Origin of the sequence: uncultured Senegalimassilia sp. (assembly GCF_934632265.1) — a bacterium.
GTDB lineage: Bacteria > Actinomycetota > Coriobacteriia > Coriobacteriales > Eggerthellaceae > Senegalimassilia.
The window spans coordinates 1-26,591 of sequence record NZ_CAKTYH010000014.1 but is presented as its reverse complement, the minus strand read 5'-3'; the positions used below and the strand labels follow the sequence as shown (position 1 = coordinate 26,591).

Annotated in this window: 10 protein-coding genes; 8 read left to right on the top strand and 2 right to left on the bottom strand. The window is 64.4% G+C overall.

Annotated elements, in window-relative coordinates:
- Positions 1-721: 721 nt before the first annotated feature.
- Both ppk1 and Q0H50_RS02225 read right to left on the bottom strand, forming a co-directional pair.
- The gene (gene ppk1 / locus Q0H50_RS02230) at positions 722-3,358 is read right to left on the bottom strand and encodes a polyphosphate kinase 1 (protein WP_294418942.1); all 2,637 of its coding nucleotides are present in this window, start codon (positions 3,356-3,358) and stop codon (positions 722-724) included.
- A 261-nt stretch (positions 3,359-3,619) separates the two neighbouring features.
- The gene (locus Q0H50_RS02225; RefSeq protein WP_294418940.1) at positions 3,620-4,570 is read right to left on the bottom strand and encodes a hypothetical protein; all 951 of its coding nucleotides are present in this window, start codon (positions 4,568-4,570) and stop codon (positions 3,620-3,622) included.
- 1,024 nt (positions 4,571-5,594) lie between these two features.
- Here Q0H50_RS02225 and Q0H50_RS02220 point away from each other — a divergent pair.
- From Q0H50_RS02220 to Q0H50_RS02185, 8 genes are all read left to right on the top strand, one after another.
- Complete coding sequence (locus tag Q0H50_RS02220; RefSeq protein WP_294418937.1) at positions 5,595-15,725, top strand: InlB B-repeat-containing protein; 10,131 nt, start codon at positions 5,595-5,597, stop codon at positions 15,723-15,725.
- A gap of 156 nt (positions 15,726-15,881) precedes the next feature.
- On the top strand, positions 15,882-17,621 hold the full coding sequence (locus Q0H50_RS02215; RefSeq protein ID WP_294418934.1) for a hypothetical protein: 1,740 nt from the start codon (positions 15,882-15,884) through the stop codon (positions 17,619-17,621).
- A gap of 579 nt (positions 17,622-18,200) precedes the next feature.
- Entirely contained in the window at positions 18,201-19,157 is a 957-nt protein-coding gene (srtB, locus tag Q0H50_RS02210) for a class B sortase (RefSeq protein WP_294418932.1), read from the top strand.
- Positions 19,154-20,659, top strand: a complete 1,506-nt coding sequence (purF, locus tag Q0H50_RS02205; RefSeq protein ID WP_294418931.1) for an amidophosphoribosyltransferase — start codon at positions 19,154-19,156, stop codon at positions 20,657-20,659. The genes srtB and purF overlap by 4 nt, the downstream gene beginning before the upstream one ends.
- A 251-nt stretch (positions 20,660-20,910) precedes the next feature.
- Positions 20,911-21,993: a phosphoribosylformylglycinamidine cyclo-ligase gene (gene purM, locus Q0H50_RS02200; RefSeq protein WP_294418930.1), complete on the top strand. Its 1,083-nt coding sequence runs from the start codon at positions 20,911-20,913 to the stop codon at positions 21,991-21,993.
- A gap of 811 nt (positions 21,994-22,804) precedes the next feature.
- Positions 22,805-24,181, top strand: a complete 1,377-nt coding sequence (locus Q0H50_RS02195) for an APC family permease (RefSeq protein ID WP_294418927.1) — start codon at positions 22,805-22,807, stop codon at positions 24,179-24,181.
- Positions 24,182-24,188: 7 nt separating this feature from the next.
- Positions 24,189-24,884 carry a cysteine hydrolase family protein gene (locus Q0H50_RS02190; protein ID WP_294418924.1) on the top strand — a complete coding sequence of 232 codons (696 nt, stop codon included), beginning with the start codon at positions 24,189-24,191 and terminating at the stop codon, positions 24,882-24,884.
- A gap of 410 nt (positions 24,885-25,294) precedes the next feature.
- Entirely contained in the window at positions 25,295-26,032 is a 738-nt protein-coding gene (locus Q0H50_RS02185) for an aminotransferase class I/II-fold pyridoxal phosphate-dependent enzyme (RefSeq protein ID WP_294418922.1), read from the top strand.
- The last annotated feature ends 559 nt before the right edge of the window (positions 26,033-26,591 follow it).

Sequence of the window (26,591 nt, the reverse complement as noted above, 5' to 3'; positions counted from 1 at the left end):
ATCTACAGCAACGCCAGCGTGCTGGGCGGCGAGACCGTCATCGGTGAGGGCTCGATCATCGCCGGCAGCGCGTTCGTCATCTCCAGCGTGCCCGCGGGCAGCCGCGTTTCCCTGAAGAACCAGGAAGTGAACGTGCGCACGCCCAACAAGGACCACGCCAAGTGCTGGGAGATTTAAGCGGCGAACGTATGCGCCGCAGGGCGTCGGGCGCCTTCGCGCCCGCTCGAGCCTAAGGGCCGGGCTACGAAAGAAGCAACGCCACCAGGGCCGACCCCGCGATGCGCGGGATCGGCCCTGCTTCGTTCGTGCCCCGACACGCTCAGCGGCCGTCCCCCCCCCGAAGGCGAACGCCTGGGGGTCGGCCCTACTTTGTTTGCACCCCGATACGCCCACAACCGAGCTTTCGAGCTTGCGAATCCGCTTTCTTTGCCATCCGTTACGCCAAACCATCGATACGTCTGCGTTTAATCGGGGCATGTCTAAGTAGCAACGCAAGAGCTATCCGCATTTTCCCAGGCCACAGGCTCGTGCAAGATATCTATACCGCGACCAACCCCAACTAAACGCAGACGTATCGCCTTATTCGGTCACGCAGGCGGCCCAGCCTCCAGACTAGCAGCCGCAACCGCCCATGTATGGACCCCGCACAGGCAAAAAGAAACCCCGCGTGAGCGGGGTTTCTGAACCGCTTTCCATTTCTTGGTGCGCGGGGCTTCTGGGGTTAGCGGATGAACTTCGCTAGGACGCGGGCGAGTAGGCTGGGCTTCTCGGGGCGTCGCTGGATGCCGGAGTGGCTGGGCGCCTGCATGGGCTCGTTGATGACCTGCGCCTTCACCGGTACGGGCTGGGCTGCCGGCTCGGCAGGCTTGGGCGCAGCCTGCGGCTTGGCCGTGGCCTCGGCGGGCTTGGGTGCCGTTTGCGGCTTCGGCGCCGGCTTCTCGGCCGGCTTCGCGGCGGCTTCCACTTCGGCGGCCTTCGCGGCGGCCTCGGCCTCGATCGCGGCCTTGCGGGCGGCTTCGGCCTCACGGGCAGCCTCTGCGGCGGCGGCTTCCGCTCTCGCTGCAGCCTCCACCTTGGCTTCAGCCTCGGCCATCTGCGCCTGGCGCTGCTCGTTCATGAGCTTGCGGGAGTTCGCGCTGCGCGCGGCCTTGGCCTCGGCTGCGGCCGCGCGGGCGCGCTGCGCCTCCTTGATGAGGAAGTCCTGCGACTCGAATTTCGGCTCGTCGGGCTTGGCAAGCTCGCCGAGCTTGGTGTAGGTTCCGTCGGCCTTCAGCTCGCGCAGCTTCGCCGTATCGCGCAGGCACGTGTCGATGTAGTCGAGCACCTGGTTGCGCAGCTCCTTATCAAGGATGGGCCAGGCGATCTCCACGCGCTTCTCCATGTTGCGCGTCATAAGGTCGGCGCTGGACAGGAAAATCTTGATGTCCTCGCGCGGGCCGAAGCCGTAGATGCGGCTGTGCTCGAGCAGACGGCCCACGATGGAGACCACGCGGACGTTGTCGGTGTAGCCGGGCACGCCCGGGACCAGGCACGATATGCCGCGCACGAGCAGCGTGACCGGAACGCCGGCCTGGCTGGCCTCGGCGATCTTGACGATGATGTCCTTGTCGGTGACGCTGTTGGTCTTGAAGAACAGCCCGCACGGCTTGCCTTCGCGCGCAAGGGCGATCTGCTTGTCGATGTTCGCGATGATGCCGGGCTTGATCTGCAGCGGCGCCACGGACAGGATGTCGTAGTTGTCCGAGGCGTTCTCCAGCTGCATGTTGCGGAAGAATTCGGTGGCGTCGCGGCCGATGGTCTCGTCGGCGGTGATGAAGCTCAGGTCGGTGTAGAGCTTCGCTGTCTTCTCGTTGTAGTTGCCCGTGCCCAGCTGCGTGATGTACTGCAGGCCGTTATCGGTTTGGCGCGTGATGCAGCAGATCTTGCTGTGCACCTTGTAATCGCGGAAGCCGTAGATGACGTTGCAGCCGGCCTCCTCGAAGCGCTGCGACCACTCGATGTTGTTCGACTCGTCGAAGCGGGCGCGCAGCTCGAACAGCGCCGTGACCTGCTTGCCCGATTCGGCGGCGGCGATGAGCGCCTCGGCCAGGTGCGACTGGCGGGCCAGGCGGTACAGCGTGATCTTGATGGAGATGACGGTGGGGTCGGCAGCGGCCTCGCGCAGCAGCTGCACGAACGCGTCCATGGACTCGTAGGGGTAGCTGAGCAGCACTTCGCGCTCGCAGACCTGCTCGATGATGGAGCGGTTGCGGTCAAGGCATGCCGGCCACTGCGGGGTGAACGGGGAGTTGGACAGCGCCATGCGCTCCTGCTCGGGCAGGTTGCTGCCAAGGCCCCAGGTCCAGCTCATGTCGAGCGGCACGCTGGTGACGTAGGTCTGATGCGGCTTGAGGTTCAGACGGTCGAGCAGAAGCTCCTGCAGCACGCTGGAAAGCGGGCGCTCGGACTCCAGGCGCACCGGCGCCAGGCGGCCGCGCTTCTTCAGGATGCGCTTCATGTGCTCGCGGTAATCCTCGTCGGACTCGTCGGTGTTCTCCGTGGCGTCCAGGTCGGCGTTGCGCGTGACGCACAGGACGTTGGTGTGTTTGACGGTGTACATGCTGAACACCTGCTCGGCGGTCATCTCCACCGCGTGCTCGAGCAGGATGAACTGGAAGCCCTCGCCCGGCAGCTTGATGACGCGCGCGCACTGGCGCGGCATGGGCAGGATGCCAACGGTGACGCCCTCGGCGCCCAGGTTCTCGCTTTCCTCGGCGGAGGGGTGGATCTTCGCGGCTTTGACGGTTTTGCCGTCCTTGGCCTTGTCCTTCTTCTTGGGCTTCTTCGGACCCACTTCCTCGTCAAGGCGCACGATGACGTAGAGCGACCCGTTCTCCAGGTGGGGGAAGGGGTGGCGCGAGTTGATGATCTGCGGGGACAGGAACGGCATGATGTTGGCGGCGGTGTAATCCGCCAGGAAGGCGCGCTGCTCGTCGTTGAGGTCGGCGGGGCGCAGATGGCGCACGTCGTGCGCGGCCAGGGCCTCGCGCACCTCGGCGTAGGTCTGCTCCTGCACCGGGTACAGCTCATGGCAGCGCTTGTGGATGGCGGAGAGCTGCTCGGCCGGCGTCATGCCCGTCTTCGAGTCAAGGACCTGCTTCTTCAGAAGCGACAGGTCGGTCAGGCTGCCCACGCGCACCATGAAGAACTCTTGGAGGTTGGACCAGAAGATGCTGATGAAGTTGAGCCGCTCGAGCAGCGGGACGGTCTCGTCGGCGCCTTGGTCGAGCACGCGCTCGTTGAACGTGAGCCACGACAGCTCGCGGTTCTGCATGTAGGGCGTGGATCCTATATGCGATGTGGATTCGTTTGCTTTCATGGCGTTCCCTTCCCTCGACGTCATAGATGAAACGTGCGTCGGGCGATGCGTCTTCGTTGATTCGATGTGCGTGCGGCCGCTTGCGGGCGGCCAAGTGGAATCGATGATTGCATAACGTGCGACGCCGGGGTGGCGCGGTTCCCCAACAACCACGTCCCCTCAACTCATATTTTACTCTGTTTTGATGCTGCGACCGGCCGAATCCGCCACCAGGCTGGAAATAATGGGGTGAAAAAGGTAACGATTCGGTTTCATGCGGGGTTAATCCGCTTGAGGGGGTGCCGACGCGGCTCCGAGCATGCGCTCGATCAGGTACCCCTCGCGCACGCCGTGCTTGCAAATCACCAGCTTATCGGCGCCAAGGTGGCGGAACAGCTCCGCCAAGATGACGCAGCCGGGCACCATGGTGTGCACGCGTTCGGCGGAGGCCTTCAGCGCCGCATGGCCGAAGGCGGAGGGGTTCTCGCGGCAAGCGCGGAGGATCTGCTGCACCTGCTCGGCTTTGACCTCGCGCGGGCGCGTTTGCAACTCGTTGAGCTGTTGGACCAGCTTGGCCGCCGCGCGCGTGGATCCTCCCACGCCGTAGAGCGTGGGGGCCTTGTAGGGCTCGAGGCTGGGCAGCTTGCGCAGGTTGCAGCGGAACTCGCAGGCTATGGTGTCCATCTCGATGGGCGCGGGCAGGATGTTGCGGACGAAGCGCGCGAATGACGACAGCGAGCCCTGGCCCAAGCTCACGTCATCGCTGTCGACGCCGCCTTCGACGCGGGTGAGCTCGGTGGAGCCGCCGCCGATGTCGACGAGCGTGCCGCGCTCGAGCGGGGTGGAGCAGCGCGCGCCGATGAACCCGAGGTGCGCCTCGTCGCGCGCCGAGAGCAGCGTGACCGCCAGCCCGCAGCGGCGCTCGATCTGGGCGATGGCGTCGGTGCAGTTCGCGGCGTTGCGCAGCACTGCGGTTGCGAACACGTCGACGCGCTTGCAGCCGAAGTAGCGCACGCGCTTCATGTGGCTTTTCAGCACGTTGACGGCGCGGTCCACGCCGTCGGGCGTGAACACGCCGTCCTCGACGAACGCGGCAAGGCCCGCCATCACCTTGTCGTTGATGATGCTTTTGAAGTCCTTGCTGGAATAGGTGCTGCGACGATCGTCCTTCACTTCGTAGATGACAAGGCGAATGGAGTTCGACCCCAGGTCGATGACGCCGTAGGTGGGCATTGCCGTTTTCCTTCCTCGATGGCGCTGCGCGCCGGTCCCGCTTTCGATGATGCCGGCGCGTTGCGTCGGTTGCGTTTGCGATAACGCTGCCGCGTTGCGCGCAGGTCCCGCTTTGCGATGACGCTGCCGTGTTGCGTCGGCATGAAGTGAGCCTTACCCATGATAAAGGTTGTGGGCCTTCGCTTGACGTGCGCGGGCGGCGCTGACGGTTTCCGAGCGAAGATTTTACGCTCCCTTAACGTTGCAGCTTTCGGGGGGTGGGGAAGGTGATGAAGGGGCTCGGCGGCGGCCGGGTTCCCGTGAACAGGGGACGGAGGTGCGTTCGCGTTACGTTGTCGAAAGCGCGAAGATCGATTGTGAACGCACCTCCGTCCCCCTGTTCACCCGTCCCCCTGTTCACCCGTCCCCCTGTTCACCCGTCCCCCTGTTCACCGTCCCCTGCTCACGCGTCGGGGGATGGGAGGGTGACGGAAGCTTTTCGCCGAATCATGGCAGAAAATGCGAGTTTTCCGAATTTGGGAAGGCGGTTTTCGGCGAGGGGTGCCGCCAAGTGGATCGCATGCAATCGTTTGGTACGAAATCGCATGCGGTCGTTACAATCTCGGGATATGAGCGCCGTCTAACATTTGGAAAACTCACGTTCTGAGACGCGAAAGCCGGAAAACCTTCTTCCCGAGACCAATGGGGACGAAAACGTCCTGCCGGGAAGACCGACAAGGACGCATTCGACTCGCCTACTGGCTTGTGGGGACGAAGGTTTCCGGGTCTTCGGTTTCGCAGCGGGGAAGGGGCGGCCGCGAGTGCGATTGCGTTGAGGACCGCAAGTTCCGCCCAAGGGCCGCGGGATAAGCCTCGACCGGCTCGACGGTGTGCGGCACGTATGGCGAAAGTGCCGCCGGGTGGCACTGCGGCGGCTCGGCGGTGGCGGGATTCCCGTGTGGTGGGGCCCTGCCATCCCTTACAATATAAGGTATGCATTCCCTTGCGTTCCGCAGGTCGGAGACGCAGTTGAAAGGTGCCTTCCATGAAGAGCGTCGGTATTTGCAATGCCCTTCTCCGAGTGCTGCTTTCCGTGGCGCTCGTGGTCTCGTTCACGCCCATCCCCGCCAGCGCAGGCGAGGATACCGCGGTTGCGGGCGGGTCCCCCTCCACGTTGGCTGGCGATCTGGGTTCTGCGTTGCTGGAGGGCTCGGTCGATTCCGCATCGCCTGCTGGCGAGGGTGCGGGCGAAGGTGCAGGCGAAGGCGGCGATGCTGCCTCTCCCGCAGATGGTGAAACGGGCTCCAACGCCGCCGAGACGGCAGGCGATTCGGCGCAGCGCGATGCTGCCGATGCGGCGAATGACTCGGCAGAACGCGCTGCCGACGATGAGCCGGCGCAGCAGGGGGTCCTGTACCCGTTCGGCAAGCTTATGGCCAGCGGGTATGTGTACGCTTGCGATGAGCGGGGCGATCTGACGAAGCCCGTCGACGAGGACGACCCCGAGCGCAACGCCATCTCCGCGCGCGATGTCACGAACCTCATCGTCGAGTATCACGTTGCCAACATCCCCAAGGGCCTGTGCGAGGGCTCGACGAGCCTGACGTCGGTGCGGTTCGAGAACGACCGTCTGGATTCCATAGGCGATTTCGCCTTCGCCGCCTGCGCGAAGCTCTCTTTCATCAGCTTCTCGGATATGCATATCGGCTCGATCGGCGCGCAGGCGTTTGCCGGCTGCTCCTCGTTGACCAGCCTTTCCATTAAGAAGCCCGCCGAAATCGGCGCTTTGGGGGAAGCCTGCTTCATGAAAAGCGGCCTTGAGTCCACCGGTTTGGGGAATGTGAAAGGGCTGGCGTCCATCCCCGTCGACGCGTACGAAGGGTGTCAAAACCTGTCCGACACGGGCCTGGGGCAAAACCAGCAGATCGTCTCGGTCGGCAACTGGGCGTTCGCCAACTGCCCCAACCTGCACGTGACGGGCCTTGAGACGAACACAATGGTGCGCGAGCTGGGCGTAGGGTGCTTCTCCGGATCGAACCTTGACGGTGGTTTGGTTTTGCCGGGCGACTCGCAGATCGAGCGGCTGCCTAGCCGGGCGTTCGCCAACACGAACATGGACTTTGCGTACTTCCGGTGCAACCATGCGGTGTTCATCGACGTCGATACGTTCCCCAAGCGTGGGATGCAGGTGATGGTGCCGCCGGACTTGGTCCACCTGTATCGGTCGGGTTTACCTGAGCTGAATTGGGACGGCTGCAACGGCGCAACCCCCGTCAGCATTGCCGAGTGCCTGAAGGACCTTCGAATCGAGCGCGACCCTGACGTCATGGAGTACGCCGAGGATGATAAGGTTTCCCTTGCCGGCATGAAGGTCACGTTCAACCACGGTTACGGCAGGAACTCGTTCGATTACGAGGACTTGAAGAACTGCGCGTTTGCCCAGTTCATCGAGGTGTATCCCGATGACGGGTATCTGTTCCGCTCAAGCTTCCACGGGCAGCGTATCCACGTGACCTATGACGATGACGTGGTGTACCTGGACGCGTGCTCCGCCGAGCCCATGCGCGAGCGGGGCAACACCGACTTAGCGGTTGATATCCGCTACGACGGCGCGCGCTCCTCCGGGGACAGCGCGACCGGCGCGGGCCAGTACAAGCCCGGCGAAACCTGCGTAGTGGTGGCCAATGCCACCACGCCCGGCAGGACGTTCGCCTATTGGACCGACGAGGAAGGGAACATCCTTTCCGAGGACCAGTGGTACGAGTTCAAGGTGGAGCGCGACACGCTGCTGACGGCGGTGTTCGCCGACAAGGCTACGGTGGCGCCCGAGGTGCGCCTGGGCAGCGCCGACGGGCGGCAGGTCATCGGCGCGCGGGCGAGCGTTGTGGTCGACGGGCGCGACATGGGGACGAGCTTTACGACATATGCGGGCAAGCATGTGACGCTGACCTGCGAATACAATGCGGCGAAGTACCATTTCGACCACTGGGAGAGCTCGCTTGGCGGATACTATCTGGGAAGCCGCCCCGGCGACACCATCGAATACGAAGCCGTCGTCGGCGAGACGCCCGTCGCCGTGCTGGTGGAGTACGGGCAGGTCAACGTGTCCGCGAAAAGCGCGTCGGGCCTGGCGCTCGGCACGGTGAGCGGCTCGGGCACCTACGAGCTGGGACAGACCGTCGAGCTTTCGGCGATCCCGGCGCAGGGGTGCCGCTTCCTGGGCTGGATGCATCGCGGCGAGCTGCTGTCCACCGAGGCGTCGTACGCGTACCGCGTCCAGGACTTCGACGAGGTGACCGGTTGGTTCGCGTTCGACTTCTCGCAGACGTGGGTGGCCGTGCGCGCCGCGACGGCGCAGCCCGATCGGGGCAGTGTCTCCGGTGCCGGCATGTATGAGGAAGGAACCCAGGTCACGCTTACCGCAACGCCGAATGCGGGCTTCGCCTTCTCGGGCTGGTTGCGCGACGGCGAGCCCATCGAAGGCGGGGAAAAGCTGGTCGTGACTGCCGAAGGCGCCGATCAGACGGACGGGCTCGTAAAGCGGTCACCGCTTTACACCGCTACATTCGAGCCGATTTCCTGCGAGGTGAGCTACGAGCAGACGCTCGACACGGGCGGCCGAACGCTTATGGAAGGGGTGGAGGTCCCGCAGGTGACGGGCAACCTAACCTCGGAAGGCGGCCAAACGGTCACGCTTGACGCGAAGGCCCTGGGTATGCTCGATGACGACACGGCCTTCACCGGCTGGTTCGATGCCGCCACGGGCGAGCGCGTGTGCGAATCTCCCGTATACGAGTTCACGCCGGCGGGCAACGTGGCGCTGCAGGCGCGGTTTGCCCTGAAGGAAGTGGGGGTGCACATCAACCCTGCTCAAACCACCGATCATTCCGAGTCGTACGCCCATCTGCAGGTGGATGCGGCGAACTGCTATCGCAACGTCGGCGAGACCGTCCAGCTTTCCGCGACGCCCGACAACGCGCAGTTCGTGGGCTGGTACGCGGCTGATGGCGACGACTCCGTGGCCATCAGCGACCAGGCCACCTGCGAGTACGAGGTGGCGAAACCCGCGAACGAATCCGCGCAGGTAGAGCTCACGCCCTGGTACTCGGCGATTCCCGCGAGCGTGGTGCTCAGTGTCGCCGGCACCGACGAGGACGGCAACGCCCCGGGCTACTTCCTGACCTCGGGCCTGTACGGCGTCGGCCAGCAGGTGACGGTGAACGCGGTGCCCGAGCCGGGCTACGTGTTCGACTACGCCACCGACGCGCTGGGCAACACGGTCCCCGCGGCGTCCGATGGCTCGTACACGTTCCTTTTGACCGGCGATACCGAGCTGGTGGCGCATTTCCGCGTGGCCGAAGATGAGTTCGAGGCGTTCGAAGCGCTCCAAATCGCCCTGCTTGCGGTGTTGGGCACGGTAGGGATCGTGGCCGCCGTGTACGGCCTGGGCGAGATTGTGGACCCCATCATCGCGCAGGCCATGATCGACATCGCCGGCGCCGAGACCATTGAAGAGCTGGCCCAGATCGGCAAGAACGTCCTCAAAGAGATCAAGGACATCTTCGATCACCATAAGCACGACAACGACCCGAACAAGCCCCACGGCGACCATTCGGTCGAGATCTTGACCACCGCCCAACCCGCGGAGGGCGGCATCGTGCGCGGCGGCGGCGTCCACTTCGAGGGTACCATCGCCGAGCTCGAGGCCATCCCCAATCCGGGATACCGCTTCGTGTGCTGGAAGGAGAACGGCGTCGAGCGCTCCGTCTCGCAGCGCATGCAGATCCGCATCACCGACGCCACGCCCGAGGTGGTGGCCATGACGGCGGTGTTCGAGCGCAACGTGCGCATCACCACGTCCGCCGAGGTGACGGGCGTCGACGCCGGCATCCCCACCGGCTGCAACGCCACGCCCGACGTGCAGACGCCGCGGCAGGGCCAGGAGGCGAAGGTCATCGCCACGGAAGGCGAGGGCTACGCGTTCGTCGGCTGGTTCCAGGACGGCATCGAGGTTTCGAAATCTCCCGTCTACGTGTTCACCGCCGAGCTCGACAGGCACCTGGTGGCGAAGTTCCGCAAGGCCGACCGCACCATCGTGGTGGGCGCCGACCCCGACGAGGGCGCGCAGGTGCTCTGCGACGGCGTGCCCGTGGAGGGCGGCGTGGTCAGGGCCGCCGATGGCGACATCCTCACGTTCACGGCGGTGCCTTCGGCGCGCGCCGACGACCCAGGCAAGAAGTACAAGCTGGTGGAATGGCGCAAAACCGACGATTCAGGGCGCACCGTCATCGACCGCGGTGATGTGTGCGAGTATCGCGTGGACGGTAACGGGCGCGTCACGGCCGTGATGGACGGCAAGGACGCCCATTCCGTTCGCGCGGCAGCCGACCCCATCGAGGGCGGGACGGCTGTGCTCAAAAACGGCGAAAGCGTCGGCGAAGTGCTTGACGTTCCCGAAGGGGAAAGCGTCACCGCCACGGCGCAGCCCCGCGAGGGTTACCTGTTCGACGGCTGGTATATCAGCTACGGCGCCGCCGATGTGGCGCCTACCTTCGCTTCCCACGACCAAACCTATACGTTCGCGCCGGTGGCCGACTGCACGGTGACCGCTCGCTTCCAGCGCCTGTGCAAGGTGAGCGTGGTGGCCGAGCCCGTCGACCAGCTTGCCGGCAAGTACACGGTGACCGGCGACGGCTACTGCGAAAGCGGCAAGCCCGTCACGCTGTCCGTGAAGCTTGCCGACGACGTGCGCGACAAGTTCACGTTCAAGGGCTGGTACCTTGGCGATTCCGGGGTTCCCATGGGAACGGACCCCGACCACCTTGAGCTCACCCCCGAGCAGGACACGGTGGTGCGCGCGGTGTTCGTCCCCAAGCGGTACCGCATAAGCGTGGAGACCGATTCGCACCTGGTCGAACGCGGCACCGTCGAGATCGAGGGGCATCCCGGCGTGGACGCGGTCATGGTGGAATACGGAAGCGCGGTTACCATCAAGGCGAAGCCGAACGAGGGCTTCCGGTTCGCCCATTGGAAGGACGGCAAACGCAAGAAGCATCCCGAGCAGCAGCTGACCGTGCGCGTGACGGAGGACCAGACGTACAAGGCGGTGTTCAAGGGCGCGGAGCCCGAGGTGGTGATCGCGGCCGACACGTGGCTCGGCGGCACGGTCACCTGCAACGGCATCGAGGTCACCCCGACGACCGATTCCTTCTCGCTGGGCCAGACGCTGCATTTGAAGGCCGAGCCGAAGACGGGGTACTTCTTCTGGGGCTGGTACGTCAACGGCATCTTCACCAGCCTTGATATGGAATGCGACGTGGTGGCGAAGGGGCTGACCGCCAAATCGGAGCGGTGCACGGTCACGGCGGCGTTCAAGCCCTACGAGGTGGTTTGCCTGCCCGTGGCAAGCCCCGCCGATGGCGGGTCGGCGCGGGCCAGCCGCGTGTTCACCGAGCGCGGCGCGGAGGTCGCGCTCAAGGCGCAGGCGGCGCCCGGGTACGAGTTCGCGGGCTGGTATTCGGCAGCCGGCAAGCTGGAGTCCTTTGAGTCGGAGTTCACGTGCCGCCTGATGCGCAGCCACGTGCACGTGGCGCATTTCGAGGAGCGCTCGTACGAGGTGTCGGCGGCGCCGGCGGTGGCCGATGAGGACGGGAACTTGGTCGAGAACCGGTCGGCCGGCTGGGTCGAAGGCGCCGGGACGGTGGGCGCCGGCTATTCGGCGAACCTTTCCGCGCATGCGCTTTCGGGCTATACATTCGAATACTGGGCCGATGCCAAGGGCAACGTGGTGAGCCGCGATGCGGACTATCGCTTCGTGCCCGCTAGCGATACGAAGCTGTCCGCCGTGTTCGCCGCCAAACAGTTCACCGTGAACGTTTCCGCAGGTGAAGGCTATGGCAGCGCCACGGGCTCGGGCACCTATGCCGCGGGCGAGGTGGCGTGCGTCAGCGCCATCCCGGCCGCCGGGGCGCATTTCATCGGCTGGTTCAGCGGCGGCGCGTGCCTGTCCACCGACGCCACGTACCGCTTTCCGGTGAGCGCGGACATCGACCTGGAGGCCGTGTTCGGCATGGGGTCGTTCACGGTGAGCACCATCGCCTCCCCGGCGGAGGCGGGCTACGTGAGCGGCTTCGGCGGCTTCGACGAGGGGCAGCGCACCACGCTGTCGGCCACGGCCAAGCCCGGCTACACCTGCGATTGCTGGCGCGATGCGCAGGGCGCGCAGGTCAGCGGCCTTCCTGAGTGCACGGTTACCGTCACGGGCGATGCCGCGTACACCGCGTGCTTCACGCGCAACTCCTACGGCGTGGCGCTGAGCTCGAACGTGGAGGGCGTGGGCGAGCTGTCAGGCGAGGGCGTGTACGAGTTCGGCCAGGTTGTGCACATTCAGGCGCGGCAGACCGACGATCGCCGCTTCGTCGGCTGGCAGCTGGTGGGTGCCGACGGCTCGAAGACGCATTTCGCCGACGATGCGGATACGTGGTTCGTGCTCGACGATGACCTGGTCGAGGCCCTGGACGACGGCGTGCTGGAGCTTGAGGCGCAGTTCGCCGACCCGTACGAGGTGGCGGTCAAGGCGACCCCGGTAGTGAAGGGCAAGTCCACGAACCGCCGTTGCCGCGTGCAGGGCACCGGCGCCTATGAGGCGGGGGAGACCGTCACGCTCAACGCCGTCGCGGGCCTGGGCTACCGGTTCGTCGGGTGGACCTCCGACAGGGAGGGGTATTTCGTGGTCAGCACCGACGAGGTGCTCAGCTTCGAGGCGAAGTCCGATGTGATGTACTACGCGCAGTTCGAGGCGGACGGGCAGGTCACCATCACCGCGTCCCAAAGCTCCATTTTGCGCGGAAAGGCATTCCTGACCAGCGGAAACGGTTTGACCAGCGCTACGAAGACCTTGGACAAGGGCGATCCGTTCGTGGCCGTGGCCATCCCGTGGGCAACCTATCGCTTCTCGCATTGGATCGACGATGCGGGCGCCATCTTGAGCTACAACGCCGTGTACGTGGGCGTCGCCCAGCAGGATATGCAGCTGACGGCGGTGTTCTACGACGCGGGCTTCGATCTGCAGGTTGACACGTATCCGGCCAGCGCGGGCTTCTCCACGGTGGTCCCCTTCACCGGCGACGGCTACCTGACGGCAACGTGGATGGCGACCATCCCGTTCCCCGGTTGGAGGTTCCGCTACTGGATCGATGAACGCGGAGCGCCGGTGGGCTTCAGCCCGATCATCGTGCGGCCGGCGGTTGCGAACAAGACCTACACGGCGTACTACGTAAGGGATTCGTGGAACGTCGTGGCGGTCGACCCGCGCGACGGCGGGCACATCGATGGCTCGTCGGAAAACGATGAGTGGGGATGCGCCGTGGTCGAAAAGGTGGAGAACGGCTCCTCGTGCACGTTGCGTGCCGTGCCCGATAAAGGCTACGTCTTCGACGGCTGGTATGCGATCGGGAAGGATGGCGCCGCGGGTTCCAGGCCGGTGAGCACCGACGCGGCTTGGACGTTCACGCCCGAAGACGACGTGACGGTGACGGCGCGGTTCGCTGAGGCGCCGAAGCATGAGGTGAAGGCGTCGGCGATCAACGGCACCGTGGATCCGGCCAGCGCGGACGTGCCCCAGGGCGGCAGCGCCTCGTTCACGGCGACACCCGATGACGGGTGCTACCTGGAACGCGCGACCGTGGCCGACGTGCGCGACGGTTCGATCGCGGATTCCGTTGAGCTGGACATCGCCGATTACCAGGGCGGAAGCTACCGCGTTACCTTGAATGGCGTCGACGCGCCGCAGAGGCTGGCGTTCTCGTTCGCCCGCGCGGGCCAGCCGGTGGTGAAGGCCCAGCCGCAAGGTGCCAGCGTGCATGAGGGCGAAGCGGCAACGCTTTCGGTTGCGGCCGACGCCGCTGAGGAAGTCCTTGCCCACGAGGAGGTCTCGTCCGGGGCCGCGGCGTCGCACGAGCTGGGCTACCAGTGGTTCCGCGTGTCCGATGGCGGCGAGGGCGTGGCGCTTGAGGGCGAAACGTCTGCTTCGCTGACGTTCGATCACGCGTCGGCGGCGGACGCGGGTTCGTACTATTGCCGCATCACGCAAACGTATCTGGGCACGGTGACGTCGGTTGACACCGATCGGGCCGAGGTGTCCATAGCCAAGTGGGATGACTTGGCGTTCAACGCGTGCGAGTTGCCCGTTGCGACTGCGCATAGCGAATATGTTGGGGTCATCAAGCCCGCCACCGGCGGTGCCGAGCCTTATACCTATATGGTTGCGCCCGGCAGCACGCTGCCCGAGGGGTTGCGTTTGGAAGTTGCCGAGGACGGTGCGGTGCGCATTGCGGGAACGCCGGAGAGCGCAGGGGTGTTCGGCTTCGATATCGTGTGCTCTGATTCCGCTGGTCAGACGCGTACCGCTCGCTTCGCGTTGACGGTGGCGCCGAAGAAGGTGGATATATCGTTTGCCGAGGCGAACTTCGTGTACAACGGCGAACCCCAGGCCCCCGAGCTTGAGGGCGTCCCGGCCGAGTGCGCCGATTCCGTCAAGCTGTCATTCAGGGGAACGGGCGACACCCGCTATTCCGGAAGCACCGCTCCCACGGATGCGGGCACGTACCGGGTGGTGGCAAGGTTGGCGGCGAACGGGTACGTCGGACGCGCAGTTGCCGAGTTTGCGATCGCGCAAAAGCCCGTTTCCTTCGAGATTACGGCGACTGATTGTGTCTACGACGGGAATGCCCACGGCGTGCAGGTGGATGCGCACGGGCTCGGCGAGCAGGATTATTCCGTGACGTACGAGGGCGCCGACGGCACCGTGTACGGCCCGACTGCCGAGGCTCCGCGCGACAGCGGCAGCTATGTGGCGACCGCGCGCGTTGAGAACCCGAACCTGGTCGGGGAGCAGAAGGCCTCGTTCACCATAGCGAAGGCGCCGCAGGCCATCACGGGCCCGACGTCGTACTCGGGCGTGTTCGGCGGCCCCGGCATCGTCTTGCAGAACACGGCGAAGACCCCGGTGACGTTCGAGCTTGTGAAGGACGCTGACGGCAACGCGCCTGTTTCGCTGCAGGGTTGCTACGCCACGATCAACGCCGCCGGCACCGCGCGCGTGATCGCCCGGGCGGCCGAGAGCCGCAACTACCGTGCGGCCGACGACGTGGAGCTGACCCTTTCGATCGCGCCCGCCCAGCTTCTGGTGGCGGTGGACGACGCTGAGCGTATGGAAGGGGAAAGCAACCCCGCCTTCACCAGCAGCTTGGTGAGCCGTGCGAACACGGATGGGGTGGAGGTTCGCTATTCGTGCGATGCAGACGAGAAGTCGCCGGCTGGTGACTACATTATTAATGCAAGCGTCGACAACCCGAACTTCGCCGCGACCATCGTGCCGGGCACGCTCACGGTGAAGGCGAAGCCGGAGCCCGGGCCGGGGCCTGTGGACCCGGACAACCCTGATCCGGGCCCGGATCCCGATAACCCGGAGCCGGGTCCCAACCCCGACCCCGACAATCCGGACCCTGGTCCGGGACCCGATCCCGACAACCCCGAACCCGGTCCGGGGCCTGAGCCTGGACCGGATAATCCGGACAATCCCGAACCTGGGCCGGGGCCGGAACCCGATCCCGATAACCCGCCGGCTCCGGGTCCTGGACCTAATCCCGGGCCGGATCCGGTGGATCCCGGCAAGCCCGACCCCGGCCCCGGGCCTGGCCCGAGCCCGGACAACCCGGATGGTCCTGATAACCCGGACAACCCGGACAACCCGAACGGGCCTAACAACCCGGACAACCCGAACGGGCCCGGCAAGCCCGACAACCCGGATAAGCCGGACCCGTCCGATCCGTCTAAACCGGGCTCGGATCCTGACAACCCCGGACCTGGTTCCGACAACCCCGGACCTGGTTCCGACAACCCGGACGACTCGAATTCGGGCGGCTCCGACTCGGGCAGCTCGGATGATTCCAACGGTTCGGGCAACCCTGGCGACCCGAGCTCGGATAACCCGGACGACCCCAACGGCTCGTCGTCCGGCCCCGGCTTCGCCAATGCTTCCGTAGCTGCAGCGCTTGGGCAAACGGGTGACGCTGCCGCCAAGACCGGCGCCGTGGCAACCTGCGTCGCAGCGCTCATCGCGGCGGCGGTGGCAGCCTTTGCGGCGGCCCTCGCGGCACGCCGGCGTCGCAGGTAAAGTCAACGGTTGGTTACGATTCCCCGTCGTCGCCGTTCCCGCTTCGGCGTGTGCTAGCATGAAGGAAAGGATTCCCGCCATGCTGCACGCGCCGTCGCGCTATATGGGGCCGCTAGCCGTGCGGGATGGTATCGAACACGAAGGGGAGGGCCGCCTATGCTGGAGACCGTCGATTTCTCTGAGGAACCGCTTCCGAAGGAAGAGTACAAGGCGTGCCGCGATGCGCTGACCGAGCGCTTGGTGGTGCTGCAGCAGGAGGCGCGCGCGGCAGGCGTGGGGCTTGTGGTGCTGTTCGAGGGTTGGAACGGCGCGGGCAAGGGCAGTCGCATCTCCGACCTTATGTACAACCTGGACGCCCGCGCCACCAGCGTGTACGTCACCGAGAACTTCAACGCCGTCGACGCGGCGTCGTTCGCGGGCGCCGAGCACGGCGTGGGCGGCTTCTATCCCATGATGCAGCAGTTCTGGAAGGCGCTCGGCGGCCGCGGCACCATCACCTTCTACGACCGCGGCTGGTACACCTCGGCCGTGCAGCGCATGCTCTACACCCAGTTCGGCGAGGTGAAGATCAAAAACGGCAAGGTGCTCCACCCCCGCGCCACCGTGGCGCGCGCCGTGCGCGAGGCCGCCGAGGAGCGCCACATCGATGCGCTGCGCGGCGCCCTTGCCAGCTCCGCCGACTTCGAGAAGCAGCTCACCGACGACGGCTACGTGGTGGTGAAGTTCTTCGTCCATGTGACGAAGGAGGCCCAGCGCAAGCGTCTGACGCGTCTGCGCCGCGACCCCGCCACCGCCTGGCGCGTGTCCGACGGCAAGATGGCCACCATCGGCGAATACGAGGAGGCGTACCGCCTGTACGACAACCTGCTCGAGGGCAGCGACTTCTCCTATGCGCCGTGGCACCTGATCAACGGCGAGGACAAGCGCCGTGCCAACCTCAAGATCACTGAGACGCTGGTCGACGCGCTTGACAAGGCGCTTCACGCGAAGAAGGACCCCGCCGCCCTTGCGGCGGCCGCGAAGGCGCAGGCCAACAGCGCCGGTGCGGCCGAGGAGGTCCCGCTGGAGGGTCGTTCCCCCGAGCAGCAGCTGGCCGTGGCGCAAGCCGCCGCGGCGCAGGCGGCGGCGCAGGCGGCGCACGCCCCGCGAGCGAGCCGTTTCCGCATCGTTGATAAGGTTCCCAGCCTTGACGAGGTCGATCATGGCCTGGTCCTCGACCACGAAGAGTACAAGGACCGCCTGAAAAAGCAGCAGAAGCGCCTGAACAAGCTGGAGATGGAGATGTACCAGGCGCGCGTCCCGCTCGTGCTCATGTTCGAGGGCTGGGACGCGGCGGGCAAGGGCGGCGCCATCAAGCGCGTGGCCCAGGCCCTCGATGCGCGAGCCTACACCATCTTCCCCAGCCCGGCGCCCACCAAGCCCGAGCTTGCCCACCCTCATCTGTGGCGTTACTGGACGCGCCTTCCCAAGGCGGGGCACGTGGGCATCTACGACCGCAGTTGGTACGGGCGCGTGCTGGTGGAGCGCGTGGAGGGCTTCGCCACCGACGCCCAGTGGGCGCGCGCCTACGACGAGATCAACGAGTTCGAGCAGGAGCTGGTGCGTTGGGGCGCCGTGCTGCTGAAGTTCTGGGTGGATGTCAGCCAGGAAGAGCAGCTGGCCCGCTTCCGCGCCCGTCAGGAGGACCCTGCCAAGCAGTGGAAGATCACCGATGAGGACTGGCGCAACCGCGACAAGTATCCGCAGTACAAAAGCGCGGTGGAGGACATGTTCCGCCTGACGTCCACGCCGTTCGCGCCGTGGATCGTGCTGGAATCCGACGACAAGCGCTTCGCCCGCGTCAAGGCGCTCGAGGTCATCAACGACGCGCTCGAGGTGCGGTTGCACGGCGAGTGAAGGCGCGGTAGTATTGCTTGATAACCACAATGGGTGCAGGGCGTCTGCCGGTTTAGGAGTCGGCAGGCGCATATATAGAGGAAAAGGGGTTGCATTATGGTTCCAAGTTGGACGATTCCGGTCATAGTCGCGGTCATAGTCATCGTGATCATCGGCTTCATCTTGAAGGGCTTTCTCGACGAGATGAAGAAGAAATAGGCCTAACGCGGAATGCCTAGCGGCAGTCCGAGGCGGGGGAGCGCGTCGTGCACCGTGCACGGTGCGCTCCCTTGCGTTTTCGGCTTGGCTTGCCACATCGGCAGCGGGCGGCCGCCTACGGGTCCGTGTGGGATCGGCGCAAGCGAAGGCGTGCTTTGAGGGGAGGGCGTCGCGAATGCCTGCCGGTCGGCTTTCACCGCCGCATCGCGCAGGTGCTGGGCGGTTTTTCGAACATCCTGCGTTGATTTGGGGCATTTCGCGGGCGGCGTGTCCCCCGACCTGGGGATGTTTCGTACTATGTAACAGGTAGATGAGGTTTCCGAGCTACTGCGGAGGCGTCCTTGCGTGCGTTGCGCGCTTCGACGCTTGGGAAGGCGAGAATTGTCCGAATACCAGCATAACCGCGCGCAATCGCGCGGCGCGCATGCAGCCCCGCAGGGGTACGGTCCCGTGCGGCCCGTTTCCGTCTCCCAAGGCAGGCGCAAGCCCAAGCGCTCGGGCGGCGTGTGGCGCGTGGTGTTCACCATCTCCCTCATCGTGTTCGTATGCGCCGCAGGCGCGCTGGCTTTCATCGGCTACGGCTATTGGCACGGCCAGCAGAACAACAAGCAACTCGAGCAGATCGGCTTCAACGCCCCCGATGGCGCCGCGCTTCAGCGTATGGACCTTGCAAGCTTCACCGTCGATTGGGACGCCTTGCGGGCCATCAACCCCGACGTGGTGGGATGGATCTACGTTCCGGGCACCACCGTCAACTTCCCCATAGTGCACGGCACCGACGACGAGCACTACCTCAAAACCGACTTCTACGGGCAGACCAGCTGGGTGTCGTTCGGCAGCATCTTTCTGTCCGCGGCCAATGCCGCCGACTTCTCCGATGCGAACAACATCGTGTACGGCCATCACATGAACGATGGCTCCATGTTCTCGCCCTTCGCCGATTTCGGCGACGCTGACACGTTCAACGGCCACCGCACCGTGTACGTGTTCACGCCTGCGGCGAACTACCAGCTGACCACCTTCTCCATCGTGCATTGCGCGGCTGACGACCCCCTGGCTCAAACGGCGTTCGCCAGCGAGCAGGAGCGTCAGGCCTACGTGCAGGACAAGGTCGACCGCTCCGTGGTCACGGTTGCCGGCCTTCCCTTCGCCGCCGATATGAAGCACACGTTCGCGTTCTCCACCTGCGATAACCTGGCCAGCAACGGCCGGTGGGTGCTGTTCGCGTACGAATCCGGTTCAACAGCAGCGGCCAGCAGCGTCGTTGCCGATGATAGCAACATCAACCCCGAGGACGTGGCCGCCGTCAGCGAAGCGGCAAAGGAGACAGCAGCATGAGCACCTCGATTCTGCCGGGAGAGCGCCCCGACCGCTTGGAGGAGGAGTGCGCCGTGTTCGGCGTGTTCGCCCCCGGCGAGGACGTTGCACGCATGACGTGCTTCGGCCTGCAGGCGTTGCAGCACCGTGGGCAGGAGTCGGCCGGCATCGCCGTGGGCGATGGCGAGACCATCATGGTGTCGAAGGACCTGGGCCTGGTAACCCAGGTGTTCGACGAGTCGCGCCTTGCCGCGCTCGACGGCTATGTGGCCGTGGGCCACGCGCGCTATTCCACCAGCGGTGCCGCGGCGTCGTGGGAGGCAGCGCAGCCGCACATCTCGGCCATCGACGAGATCCTCATCGCGCTGGCGCACAACGGCACGCTGGTGAACACCAACAGCCTGCGCGCCCGTCTGATCGACGAGGGCATCCAGCTGCGTGCGGGCACCGATTCCGAGGTGGCCGCCAAGGCCATCGGCAGCGTCACGCAGAAGACGCACCACCTGCGCGAGGGCATCCGCTACGCCATGCAGTACATGGAGGGCGCCTACGCCATGGTGCTGGCCAGTCCCGACACGCTGTACGCGTTCCGCGACCCCAACGGCATCCGCCCGCTGTGCATCGGCCAGCTTCCCGATAACCGCGGCTGGGTGGTTTCCAGCGAAACCTGCGGCCTGGACATCGTGGGTGCCGAATACGTGCGCGACGTCGAGCCCGGCGAGATCGTGCGCTTCAACAAGGAGGGCGTCACCTCCGAGCAGGGCGTCGAGCCGCGCAAGCGCGCAAGCTGCATCTTCGAGTACGTGTACTTCGCCCGCCCCGACTCCATCATGGACGGCCAGTCGGTCTACCAGGCGCGCCGCAACATGGGCCGCATCCTGGCCCGCGAGGCTCCGGCCGATGCCGACCTGGTGCTCGGCGTGCCCGACAGCGGCATCCCGTCCGCCATGGGCTTCGCCTTCGAAAGCGGCATCCCGTATTCGGACGGCATCGTGAAGAACCGCTACGTGGGCCGCACGTTCATCCAGCCCACGCAGGCCATGCGCCAGCTGGGCATCCGTCTGAAGCTCAATCCGCTGCCTTCCGTCATCCGCGGAAAGCGCCTGGTGGTCATCGACGACTCCATCGTGCGCGGCAACACGTCGAAGAAGCTCATCGAGATGCTGCGCGACGCCGGCGCCACCGAGGTGCATATGCGTATCGTCAGCCCCGAGGTCATGTGGCCGTGCTTCTACGGCATCGACACCGACACGCGCGACCAGCTGATCGCCGCGAACATGACCAACGACGAGATGTGCGAGTGGATGGGCGCGGACTCGCTGGCGTTCATCAGCCTGCAGGGCCTGCGTGACAGCCTGCCCGACGTGCGCACGCCGGGCTACTGCGAGGCATGTTTCTCGGGCGAGTACCCCGTGGACATCCCCGCCTACACCGCGCGCAACAGCTTCATGACCAAAGCCGACTTCGCCGCCGCCTACGAAAAGGAAGCGCAAGAAGCCGAGAACACCCAGGTCAGCGTCTAACAAGCAAGCGCGCGCCGGACAGTTCGGGGACGTAGGACCAAGTGTCCGGAGTTGGGCTGCTTGCCGTCATGTGAACGGCGCGAACGGGGGACGGAGGTGTGTTCGCCGTTTGCCGTTTGCGACTTGCAGCTCGCGCGAAACCGGACAGATAGGGGTACGTCCCCGAGTGTCCGGGTTTTGGAAGGTTAATGGTGCGGGAGCGCTGGCCGCAGGGTCGGTCGGGTTCCCGCCTATCAGATAAGGAGCATCCAGTGACGAAGCAGGAAGTTACGTACCAGGCAGCAGGCGTGGACACCGCCGAGGGCGCGCGCGCCGTCGACGCCATCAAGGAGACGGTGCACTCCACGTATCGCCCGGAGGTCGTTGGCGACATCGGCGGCTTCGGCGGCCTGTTCAGCATCGCGGCGGCCAAGGACATGGCCGAGCCGCTGCTGGTTTCCGGCACCGACGGCGTGGGCACGAAGCTCAAGGTTGCCCAGCTGGCCGGCAAGCACGGCACGGTGGGCATCGACCTGGTGGCCATGTGCGTCAACGACATCCTGGCGTGCGGCGCCGAGCCGTTGTTCTTCCTGGACTACATCGCCATCGGCAAGCTGCGCAAGGAGCACGTGGCCGAGGTCGTCGCCGGCATCGGCGAGGGCTGCCGCCAGGCGGGCTGCGCGCTCATCGGCGGCGAGATGGCCGAGCACCCCGGCGTCATGGACCCCGACGACTCCGACCTGTCCGGCTTCACCGTGGGCGTTGTCGACAAGCCGAAGATGCTCGATCCCGAAAGCGTGTCCGAGGGCGACGTGCTCATCGGCCTGGCATCCTCGGGCCTGCACTCCAACGGCTACTCGCTGGCCCGCAAGGTGTGCGTGGAGGGCAAAAGCCGCGAAGAGCTGCTGGCGCCGGTTGAGGCGCTGGGCGGCCAGTCCGTGGCCGACGCGCTGCTCACGCCTACGCGCATCTACGTGAAGCAGGTGCTCGGCACGCTGAAGGCATGCCCGGGCGCCGTGCGTGCGCTGGCCCACATCACGGGCGGCGGCATCTCCGAGAACCTCAACCGCGCGCTGAACGAGCGCGTTGACGCGCAGGTGGACCTGGGCACCTGGCCCGTGCCGGCCGTGGCGAAGTACGTCTGTGACGCCGCCGAGCTGTCCGAGCCGCAGGCGCTCAAGACGTTCAACATGGGCGTTGGCATGATCTTGATCGTGGACCCCGCCCGCGCCGAGGAAGTCGAGGCCGCTCTGGCCGAAGCCGGCGAGAAGACCTATCGCGTCGGCCGCATCATCTCCGGCACTGGCGAGGTGCAGTACACGGGCGAAGGCAACCTGTACGGGTATCAGGGGTAAAACGCAGCGTTAACATAACAGCAAACGAAACGCTCCTCCGCCGAATCGGCAGGGGGAGCGTTTCTCTGTATTTGAGCATAAATTCAGCGATTTTCAATATATAGAACGTATGTACTATACTTGCTATACTAGCGCAACCAGCGAAGCCCAACGCGGGCGGAGCTTCGACCTATACAGGAAGAGGCGATGCCTTATGCTGAAAGAAATTCTGAGTTTCATCTTGTCGGTTTTGCCGAATTGGTTGGCGGTGCTTCTTATGGCTGTCGACCTTTGTGGGCGGAAGAAAAATAAGCGAGTGGACGAAGTCCAGGAGAAATAATAGGGGTCGGTTGCAGCCGGCCCCTAAATTCGCAAGTACTGGCTCCGCCCGTGACCGTTAATCCCACCGGGCTTCGCTGGTACATTCTCATCTTATCATGCTCGTTGTATTTGCGCGAGGGTGATCTTGCGGACATGCTTGGTCAGTGCCTTGGCGCGCAAATCGATGGCGGCTTTGATCTTGTCGATCCTGCCGAGCTCTTCGCAGGAATCGTTCTCGAAGCAGTTGACGTCGCGCCATGTGGAACGAACAGAGGACGGAGGTGTGTTCGCGGTTAGTCGAGGCTGCACGTTTCGAGTGGCTGGTTGCTATGTGAACGGGGGACGGAGGCGTGTTTACGAGTGCCTTCTGTGCTTCCGAACGCTGCCCCGTGAACACGCCTCCGTCCCCTGCTCAGCCCGTGGTCACTTTGATGCAACGTGACCGAAATCTACCAGAAATCAAGCGCGGATATGCTCTTCCTGTTCAATCTGGCTGTGAGAGGGAGAGATCATGGGTCTGAAGAAAGTGCTCGGAAAGGGCGTCCTCATGCTCACGGGCTACGCGACGGTGGTGGCATCCGGTTTTGCCATCGGCGTCGGTGGCGCGGCGGAAGCGGCGGGACCAATGGCAAGCCTGAGCTATTGGGTTATCGGCGGTTTGGCGACGTTGGCAACGGCTTTCGTGTTCTCGGAGCTTGCGACGATGTTCCCGAAATGCGGCGGCATTTGGGAATACACGAAGCAGGTGTTCGGGAAGGATCATCCGGTATCCTTCATGCTGGGATGGATTTACTGGTTCGCGTTGCTGTTCGGTCTGAACGTCGAGCTTGTGTCGGTTGGCATTTACGTTCATGTGCTTGTCCCTGCGATTCCGCAGTGGGTCGGCTCCGTCGTCTGCTCCCTTGTCTTCTTGGCTGTCAATAGGGTTGGCGTGAAGCTATCGGCGCTGGTAGAAGCGGCGTTCGGCGTCATCCTTATCGCCTCGAGCGCGCTGTTCGTCGTGATGGGCGCGACGATGATCGACCCGGCCAACTATCAGCCGTTCGCCCCGTACGGCACGGTCGAGCCGTTCCTGCAGACGCTTCCTTACGTGGTGATCGCGTTCTGCGGTTTCGAGGTTGTCGCAACCCTTACCGAGGAATCCAAGAACCCGACGAAGGATATCCCTCACGCGCTTATCGGCGCGGCTATCTTCCTTACCGTGCTGTTCGGTGCTTTCGCCACGGTCCTGTACGGCCTGTTCCCGGCCGATGGTTTCGCAGATCTGGGAACCGATGCTCCGCTTATCGTCGTCGGCGGCTCTTTGTTCGGCATTGCGGGCATCGTGTGGATGACCATTCATTGCTTCACCGGCTCGATGAGCACTGCCAACGGCGGCGTTATGGGCCAGACGCGCGTGCTGTACGCCATGGCGCGCGAGGGTTGGTTCCCGCGTTCATTCTCGAAGCTTGATGAGAACGGCACCCCGACCACGGCACTGCTTGCCACGGCGGTTTCCATGATCTTGGTCTCGTTCCTGCCCATCGTGACTCCGGACGCTTGGACGCTTGCGGGCTTCCTGGGCGTGTTCGGTTACGGCCTATGCTACATGTTCGCGTGCGGGCTGCTCATCTACCTGCGCGTTAAGCAGCCGGAGCTTGAGAGACCTTTCCGCTGCCCGCTTGTCCCCGTGATCCCCGCCATCGGCATTGTTCTGTACGCGTTGGCGATCGCGTTCTCGGGTATCCAGGTTATCGTTGTCGGCGTGGTTTGGTGTGCGGCGGGCGTTGCCTACTATTACCTGGTGGGACGCCGTTCGCGCGCGAAGTATCTGACGGAACAGGGAAGCGAGACGGTAGTTTCTCCTCGGAATGCGGCGGCGCAGCCTGCTGCCATCGTCTTGGAATAGGTGAAGCATGAAGGTTAACGATCGCTACTGCTCTTTCTATTACGAAGATGACGACGATTGGGGCGAGGTGGAGATCGACCCCGAAACCACGGCGCTGCTCGTCATCGATATGCAGCACGTGTTCATCACCCGTCCTGAGATTGCGGACCCCACGGAGGCGCAGCGCAAGCGCGCCGAGCGATGGGAGCAGTTCTATCGGGCGATCGATGAAGTAGTTGTGCCGAACAACGAGCGCATCCTGGCCGCCTTCCGCAAGCGCGGCATGAGCGTGAACTTCGCGCGCATCGCGTGCTTGAAGCGCGACGGGTCCGACAGGTCGCTCGTCCAGCGAAGCTCGGGTTACAATGACCTGCTTGTCCCGCTCGACGATCCGGTCGGGCAGATTGTGCCGAAGCTTGCGCCGCAAGATGACGAGATCGTGTTCACGAAGACGACCGACAGCGCGGTTGCGGGAACGAACTTGTCGCTTCTGTTCCGCAACATGGGCATCGACACTGCGGTGTGCACGGGCGTGCTGACCGATCAATGCGTGTCGGGAACCGTCCGGTCCCTTGCCGACGAGAGCTTCAAAGTGTGGCTGATCGAGGATGCTTGTCGCGCGTCAACCGAGGAGATCCAGCGAGCCGAGTTGGAGATCCTCAACAACATCTACTGCCACGTGATCAACACCGATGAACTGCTCGCCGCGTTGGGTGAAGCGTAGGGCTGGGAAGCGGCAGGGAGCTCAAAAGGCCGCTTATGCGGCCTTTTTTGCGATGTCGAAACGCTAGTGCTAATAGGGCTATTTTGGTTTTTGGGTCATCCCTATTTTCGGGTTATAGGGGCATCTGAACTGCGGAAACGGTGTGTTATCCCGACTCCGCCGCTTACGAGGAAATCGGCGCTCAGGGGTGTTTTCTGCTTGCGGTGTGCGCTACAATCCCAATCGTTGCGAAAGCGTTCTGCTCACCACGAGCATCTCTGATTTCTCCCATCGGGCATGCGTTATGCCTTGATGCTCGATATGTTTCCCCATTGTTGTGGTTATCGTCGCGAATAGGCGGCGTTGTCCCCTGCGCCGTATGCGCTGGGGTTGTCTCATAGTGCGCGGATTGCGCTTAGGAGGGAAGAGAAATGCTCGTTTCACAGTTCACGAAAGAACGTGTTGGTGCGGCGTCGGCTGTTGCCGCTTCGCTGGAGTGTCGTTTCGGCACCTCCTATGCCGCTTCCGACATCGTCATGGCAGCCGGGGCCGATAGTGCCATCAACGCGTTTATGGACGCGGTGCTCGAGCCCGAAGACGAAGTGGTCGCGTTTGCACCTTGCGGCCAGATGTATCGTGCGCTCGTCGAGGATCGGGGCGCTCGCCTGGTAGAGGTTCCGCTTGATGAGGAAACGATGCTGCCCGACTTTGTTGCGCTTGAGTGTGCGCTCACCCCGCGCACGAAGCTGGCCATTGTGGGCACGCCGAACGATCCGGACGCCATGGCGTATCCGGAAGCTGTCGCCGACGGCATCGCCGGTGCGCTGTTCCGCGCTCAGCGTGCGTTCGGCCATGCGATCATGCTGCTTGCCGATGAGGCGCAGCACGACATGGCGAACGACGGAGCGCAAAACCCTTGGTGGCCTGCTTTCTATCGCAATTCCGCGGTGGTGCGCTCGTCCGACGTGTCGGCTTCCGTTGCCGGGGAGCCCGCCGGCTATGTCGCGCTGACGCCGGGGATGGCCGATCACGGCGACGTTGTCGCCGGCGTCCGCCGCGCTCTTCGCGAAGCCAACGCCGCATATGCGCCCGCCATGGCGCCGTATGTGACGGTTCTGCCCTCGGCAGCCGCATCACCCGTACCGTTCGCCGCCCGCTTCGCTTCGTAGCGCACAGGGTTGCGCTAGGGACGGGAGGCTCGTGAGAGTGCTAACCGTGGCTTCGAGAGCGTCGGGCTTGATGCGAATAATGCTATGGCCGTCGCCCTCCACCCTTCCGTTCACTACTGGATAGCATCCTTCATTTGAGTTTGCGCGCGTTAGCATTTTCAGGTTCTGTTAGCAAAGTTTGCAATCGTTAGTATTAGTCCGTTAGCAAAAGGGCTGCCAAGGGTGCTTGGCAGCCCTTTCTGTATCGAGTGTTGCTCGCTAACGGTTCCTAACAAGCGGAAAGCAAGAAAGGACGGATTTTGCCCGATTGCGACGCGGTATCCTCGCGGAGTGAACAGGGGACGGAGGTCTGTTCATGTATCGGGTGAACACACCTCCGTCTCCTGTTCACCCCGCGCATACTCGGAGCAAAAAACTAGGGCGCATCCGACTTCGCGGACACGCCCTTACAAAACCAATTGTTTTTTCCAGCAGAGAACATCATGGCAGCGTAGGCGTTTGCATGTCAATAAGCTGGAGCAGAAAACGTGGCGCGTGAAACCCGACGGCGATCTTCCCG